The organism is Hydrogenivirga sp. (assembly GCF_056450045.1).
Genome location: NZ_JBWONM010000129.1, coordinates 1 through 6,174 on the forward strand (window position 1 = coordinate 1; position 6,174 = coordinate 6,174).

6 protein-coding genes are annotated in these 6,174 nt (G+C 51.6%); 2 read left to right on the forward strand and 4 right to left on the reverse strand.

Translation table 11 applies throughout. The features are described from left to right. From AC1HCM_RS05425 to AC1HCM_RS05435, 3 genes are all read right to left on the reverse strand, one after another. Window positions 1-1,474 (reverse strand): diguanylate cyclase (locus AC1HCM_RS05425; protein WP_479460751.1); only part of this gene is annotated, 1,474 nt, incomplete at its 3' end. Window positions 1,475-1,504: 30 nt separating this feature from the next. Continuing rightward, a complete protein-coding gene (gene resB, locus AC1HCM_RS05430; protein WP_479460752.1) occupies window positions 1,505-3,157 on the reverse strand; it encodes a cytochrome c biogenesis protein ResB in 1,653 nt (550 codons plus the stop codon). Next, on the reverse strand, window positions 3,154-3,423 hold the full coding sequence (locus AC1HCM_RS05435; protein ID WP_479460753.1) for a septation protein SpoVG family protein: 270 nt from the start codon (window positions 3,421-3,423) through the stop codon (window positions 3,154-3,156). Before AC1HCM_RS05435 ends, resB begins: the two co-directional genes overlap by 4 nt. Before the next feature lie 23 nt (window positions 3,424-3,446). Between AC1HCM_RS05435 and ftsY the strand changes: the two genes are divergently transcribed. Then, window positions 3,447-4,826: a signal recognition particle-docking protein FtsY gene (gene ftsY, locus AC1HCM_RS05440; RefSeq protein ID WP_479460754.1), complete on the forward strand. Its 1,380-nt coding sequence runs from the start codon at window positions 3,447-3,449 to the stop codon at window positions 4,824-4,826. On the opposite strand, the gene AC1HCM_RS05445 is transcribed toward ftsY, so the two are convergent. After that, window positions 4,815-5,792, reverse strand: a complete 978-nt coding sequence (locus AC1HCM_RS05445) for a tetratricopeptide repeat protein (RefSeq protein WP_479460755.1) — start codon at window positions 5,790-5,792, stop codon at window positions 4,815-4,817. The genes ftsY and AC1HCM_RS05445 overlap by 12 nt on opposite strands. Before the next feature lie 39 nt (window positions 5,793-5,831). Between AC1HCM_RS05445 and AC1HCM_RS05450 the strand changes: the two genes are divergently transcribed. Then, the coding region (locus AC1HCM_RS05450) for an SDH family Clp fold serine proteinase (protein WP_479460756.1) at window positions 5,832-6,174 on the forward strand (343 nt) is incomplete at its 3' end.

Genomic DNA, 6,174 nt, shown 5'->3' on the forward strand with positions numbered 1-6,174 from the left:
GTTTGAAGTAGTCTATGTCAACCATGAGTATCCCCAAGTTGCTGTTCCTCCGCTTTATCTGGGCGGCGAGCTTTTCAATCACCTCATCAAGGAACCTGCGGTTGTAAAGACCCGTAAGCTGGTCTATGTAGGACTGCTCTTGGAGAAGCTCCATCAGGCTCTTTGATTCAAGGACAGGAGAAGCCTCCTGCAGATAGCCCTTTATGTATGGGATGAGCATTCGGACGAAGACGTCCATGTCCCTCTCGTAAACCACCTGGACAACGCCTCCCACCTTTCCTCCGATGTTTACGGGTATGCAGTAGTACTGTATTCCCTGGGTTGAGCAGAGCTCGTTGAAGGCGAACCTTGGGCATATGCAGGGAAACTCCGCCGAGTCCACATCCTCCCCTGTCCTCTTTGCCCTGCACTCGTTAGCATTCTCAAGTATGGAGGGGGAGCACCACATACTCTCCCCGTGGACGGTGATCACCTTCATGGCATTCCTGCGATCATCAACTTCGTAGATTGAGAACTTGTCAAGGGACATGTAGTCTGACAAGACCATCTCAATCCTCTTATATATCTCTGACTTCTTCATGTCCTGCTCTATGGTTCTCTTGAAGTTGGATATCTTTACAAGCTCCTCAACTATCTTCTCCGTATCTTTGAGGGCGTTCTCCGTTTCCATGACCGTGTAGCCGATCAGCATTGAGACCTTCTCCCTTATGTTGTTCAGTATTGCGTTGAGTTTCTCTCCCATCTCGTTCAGAGCGTCGGCGAGCTCTCCCGCTTCGTCCCTGAGCTCCGTTCTAACCCTTACCTTTAGATTTCCCTCCATGAAGTTGCTCAGAGCGTTCTTCATATCCTTGAAGAGCTTGCGGTAGGGCTCAAAGTGCTTGAGTATCACCCAGAAGAGGAGAAAAAATACTCCGCCGGCAACACCGCTGTAAATCCCCAGAAGCATGAGAGCTTCCTGCCTCTTTTCGGTGAGGTCAATCGCAAGACTGACCGCTCCCAGAACCTCACCTTCCCTGACCTCATGGCATCTAAGACAGTTCACTCTGCCCGTGGATGTAGCCTTGTAGGGTATGACGAGCCTGTAAAGGACCCTGTCCTTGCTTTCAAAGAGCATGTCTATCATCTTTCCCGTTTGGAGGACCTTCTTCTCTATGTCCTCAACGGGCTCTTCTCCTTCCCTGCCTCTGCCGAACTGCCTCTTGACAGCCTCTCCCCTTATAATCCTCACGTAGCTGAGTCCATGGACATCCTTTATCTCTTCAAGGAAGAGGTCCCTCTTGTCTATAACTCCGAGAACCATGTAGGAGGTGAGGGTATCCCTGACGAGCTGAGCTACGGTGAGGGCGTTTTCTTTGGAGCTGTCAACAACGCTCTTCCTGAAGAAGAGGGCAACTAAGGCTGAGGTTATGAGAAAGAGGATGAGTATCAGCACCCCCGTCTTTACTACCAGCCTTCCTCTCATCCCCTTGAACATGCCAGCTTCTCCACCTAAAGCATTATATCGTCATATCCGCTCCCCTTTTCCGTGCTCATGGACCTGTTCAAGCTCTCTGAGGAAGCTACGCTTGAACTCCTCCTTGAACTTGTGAGAGTAAAAGGCTATCTTGGCTGTATCCCCCTCTATGCGAACCCAGACCTTACGGTGCACGGTGTAGAAGGCAACAGCCATGCCCAGAACGAGCACCGCAGAGCCTATCCAGATTATGTTCGTCCCGGGATGAAAAGAGACCTGAAAGCCCGAGTAAAACTGGGGAACGAAGCCGTCCATGAAAAAGACGTAGGGGAAGTCCTTAAGCTCTTCCATCTGGGAGTATAGAACAACCGTCAGCTGGGGGTCGTAAACAACCGGGACGTTGTACGCCTTCCTGTTGAGGAGAACCTTCAGGACGACCGCCGGTGCGAGCTCTCCCTCCATCCCTCTTTCGGGGTTCTGGATGTTCAGAACTACCCTCTCAACGGATACGAGCATGTCCTTGAACTCAACCACCTTACCGCTCCCCACCGTGAACCTCCCGACTATCGCCTTGTGAGCCTGCTCCTCCTTTTCGGCGAGCCTCTTGTCAACCACAACGACCCCCATCTCCTTCACACCGCCCGTCAGACCGTAGGAAGCTTGGAATATCCTGTAGCTTCTGAAGTCAAAGGGCTTGTTTACCTCTACAACACCTTCAGCTACCTTCTTTCCGCTGTTTATTATCTCTATCTCACTCCTGTAGGAAGCTACCGCATCCTTGAAGGCTTCTGCCACCTTTATCCCCTTCTGCTGAGCCTCCTCACCGTAGGTTATTATCCTGAACTCCTTCAGATGAACGGCAAAGGGAAGCTTCACCCTCCTGTCATCGGCACCGACGAGCATGATGTCAGAGGTATCCCCCTCCGGCACGGGCAGGAAGCCCCTCACACCGAAGATGGCATCTATCAGCGCACCAGCCATTATAACGAGCAGCGCTATGTGGACTATGTAAACCCCGAGGCGAGAATACCTCCCCTTCTCCGCAAAGAGGTATATTCTGTCTCCCTCCTCTTCTTTGAATACTTTGAAGCCTCTCCTCACGAGAAGGTTTATCACATCCTGGGGGTCCCTTATCCTCATGCTGACAGGCTTTAACCTCTTCTCAACCTTCTCATCAAGCTTGAGTATCCTCTCAGAACCGAAGGTCTGTCTCCATATCCTGGGAAGCCTCTTTATTGAGCAGACCGACAGGTTTACCGCCAGGAGGACTATCAGGGCAATGTAGTACCAGGAGTGGAAGACATCGTTGAGCCACAGCTTCCAGAACCACACAGCCTTAGTTGGACCGAACTGGTCAAGGTAGGTCTCAAAGGGCTGGAGCTGTTTTATGTAAGTGGAGCCCAGCATTGAGAGTATTCCCAAAAGTAGCATTATGAATATGGCGAGCTTCAGGGAGGCGAAGAAGTCGTACAGGAAGGAAAGAAGGCTCCCGTGCCTGCGGTAGTCCTTCAGGAGGTCCTGAAAGCCCCTGTAGAGGGTTGCACCAAGACCGATGGCAAAGAGAAGGGCTGACACACCGAAGGCTGCCCAGTAGATGGGGTTGGGAACCTCCAGATGAAAGAGCCCGTATATAACGACCCCTGCAAAGAGTATAAGGGTGAATACGAAGAATCCGAAGGATTGAATCATCTTGCCTGGCTTCATATTCTAACCTCTTCCCTGTAGTAGTCCACTACCTTTCTCCTTATCTCCTCAAGGAGCTCCTTGGAGAGGAGCTCAATCACCTCATAGCTCCTATCTCCCAGCTGGACGGAGGGCATCTGAACGTAGTAGCCTCCGTACTTGTTCCTGAAGAGCCTGACCATCCTTATCAGAAGGAGGTTCTCCAGCTTCACATCCGCATACCCTACCAGACCGCCTCTCCTTCCTGGAAGTTCAAAGGGATAGAACTTAACGACCTCAATCTTCATGAGCAGTCTTTAAAATATATCACATGCTATTCTTCAAAAAATCGGAGCTTGAGAAGAGGGCTGAGAAGGGCGACAAGAGCGCAATCCTTGAGCTTCTGAGGAAGGGAAAGAAGGAAAAGGCAAAGAAGCTCTTGGAAAGATACGAGGAGGACCCAGACATAAGGAAGGTCCTCTTTGACCTCTACCTTCAGGAAGAAAACTACATGCAGGCTTACAGGCTCTTGGAGAGAGACCCGGAGCTTGGGACAGCGAGGGATAGGGGGCTTGTCTATGAGAAGGTGGGAAACTACGCGAAGGCTGTTGAGGAGTACATGAAGGTAGGGGACTTTGAGAGCCTCTACCGGGTGGGAAGCATACTCTACGCTACCGGAAAAGGAAAGGAGGCTCTTGAGGTCCTTGAGAGGGCTCTGAAGATCGCTCCCCCCTCAAAGAGGGAAGAGGTTGAGGAGAAGATAAGGGAGGTTAAGAAAAGGCTTGGGCTTCTGGAGGATAAGAAGGAGAGCCTTTTGGACAAGCTCAGGAGGGGGCTCCAGAAGACGAAGGAGAGCGTTGAGCTCGGGCTCATCTTCAGGGGAAGGAAGGTTGATGAGGAGCTCTTTGAGGAGCTTGAGGAGCACCTCGTTAAGGCTGATGTTGGAGTAAAGACCGCCGTTGCTCTAGTTGAGGACCTCAGAAAAACGGCGATAAGGAAGAACGTGAAGAACTCCGAAGAGCTCAAGGAGATAACTAAGGAGAAGGTGAAGGAGCTTCTTAGAGGTTGCGAAGGAAGGCTCAACCTTCCTGAGGACAGGAAGCCCATCGTAGTCCTGTTCCTCGGTGTTAACGGCTCCGGGAAGACGACCACCATAGGGAAGTTAGCCTATCGGCTCACCTCTGAGGGCAAGAGGGTTATGCTCGTTGCGGCTGATACCTTCAGGGCGGCAGCCATTGAACAGCTGGAGGTCTGGGCCCAGAGGTCTGGTGCGGACCTGACAAAGAAGCAGGAGGGTGCCGATCCAGCCTCGGTGGTTTATGAGGGTTTGGAGAGGGCTAAGGAGGGTGGTTACAATGTAGTTCTCGTTGATACCGCCGGCAGGCTTCACACCAAGGAACCCCTGATAAACGAGCTCAGGAAGATAAAGAAGGTTGTGCAGAAGCTCCTTCCCGAAGAGCCCTCAGAGACACTCCTTGTTCTGGACGCGACCATAGGGCAGAACTCAATCCAGCAGGCAAAGGTTTTTAAGGAGGCTGTGGATATAAGCGGTATCGTTGTCACAAAGCTTGACGGAAGCGCCAAAGGAGGGGCGGTAATAGCTATATGCAGGGAGCTCAAGATACCCATAAAGCTCATAGGTGTGGGAGAAGGCATAACAGACCTTGAGCCTTTCAGCGTAGAGGCTTACGTGGACGCCCTATTTGATTAAAGCCTTCAACCTCTCCTCCTCCCTTTCCCTATCAAGAACCCTCCTGAGGGCTTCCTCTATTCTCCTATCCTTTCTCAGGCTAAGAGCTCTCTCATAAAGCTCCCGGGCTGTTTTAAGCTCCCCTCTGAGCTCTGCACAGAGCCCCCTGTTGAAGAGGAGGGCATAGGAGCTTCCCCCAACCTTCTCAAACAGAGAGCAGGCTCTCGCCACCTTACCCTCCTTTGCGAGCTCAAGAGCCCTTTCAAAGCTCTCTTTGTCTTTCACACCTTCGTCGTCGTCCATAAACTCAGCCCTCAAGGTTACCCTGAAGGGAGCGATATCCCTAAGGAGCTCCCTTATAGCTTCCCTCTTAGCTGAGGAAAGAAGCTCGGCGAAGCTAACGGCTCTGCCCTCATCCGAACACCTGTCCGCACTCCTGTGGACTTCAATCCTGCGTGTGTAAACTATCTTCCCACTCTCAACCTCTATGAGCTTAGGTATCAGCAGGAGTACAAGGCTGTGTCTTTCGCAGGGTACGTAGTACTCAACGGTCCTGACACATTCCTTTATTAAGCCACCGCCCTTTGTCTCAATACATTTAAGCCTCTTCTTCCTGTACCTGCTGACGCTGTAGCTGTAATCAACCCTTCCGGTCAGTATCCCCTCGGCGGAAAGCAGTTCCCCCGCTCTATGCGCTTCCTTTGTGAGACCGCTCGTGCTCAGCTTGAGCTCTTCAAATACCCTCTCAATATCCTCACGGGCTACAAGGGTAAAGTAGGGTTTTCCACCGATCCTCGCCCTTGAGAGCTCAGCCTCCACCTCGCTGGCAAAGAGCTTTCCGTCAAGGCTTCTACTGTCAAAGGGAAGAACAGCTATCCTCCTTACGTCCCCGCTGTAACGTTCGGGAGGCTTGATGTAACTGAGGTTCACAACAGGCTTGGCACAGGAGAGCAGGGTTAAGAAAAGGGCAACGACCAGCACGAGCATGGGCTGAAGGTATTATAATACTGGAAGGGAGGTTTGAATATGCCAGCTTACGACCCCTTCTCTTACATGTTTAACCTTCTATGGTTTCTCTTCATATTCTTCATAATCCTGAACCCCTGGTTCAAGAAGATGGCTCTCCAGAGGGCGAGGGAGTCTGCCATAAGTGATATAGAGCAAAAGCGCGGAAGCAGGGTAATAACCATGATACACAGACAGGAGGCTATGGGCTTCCTCGGCATACCTATATTCAGGTTTATAAACATAGAGGACTCGGAGAGGGTACTCAGGGCTATCAGGATGACCCCCGAGGACATGCCGATAGATTTCATCATCCACACCCCCGGAGGTCTCGCCCTCGCCGCAACCCAGATAGCCAACGCCT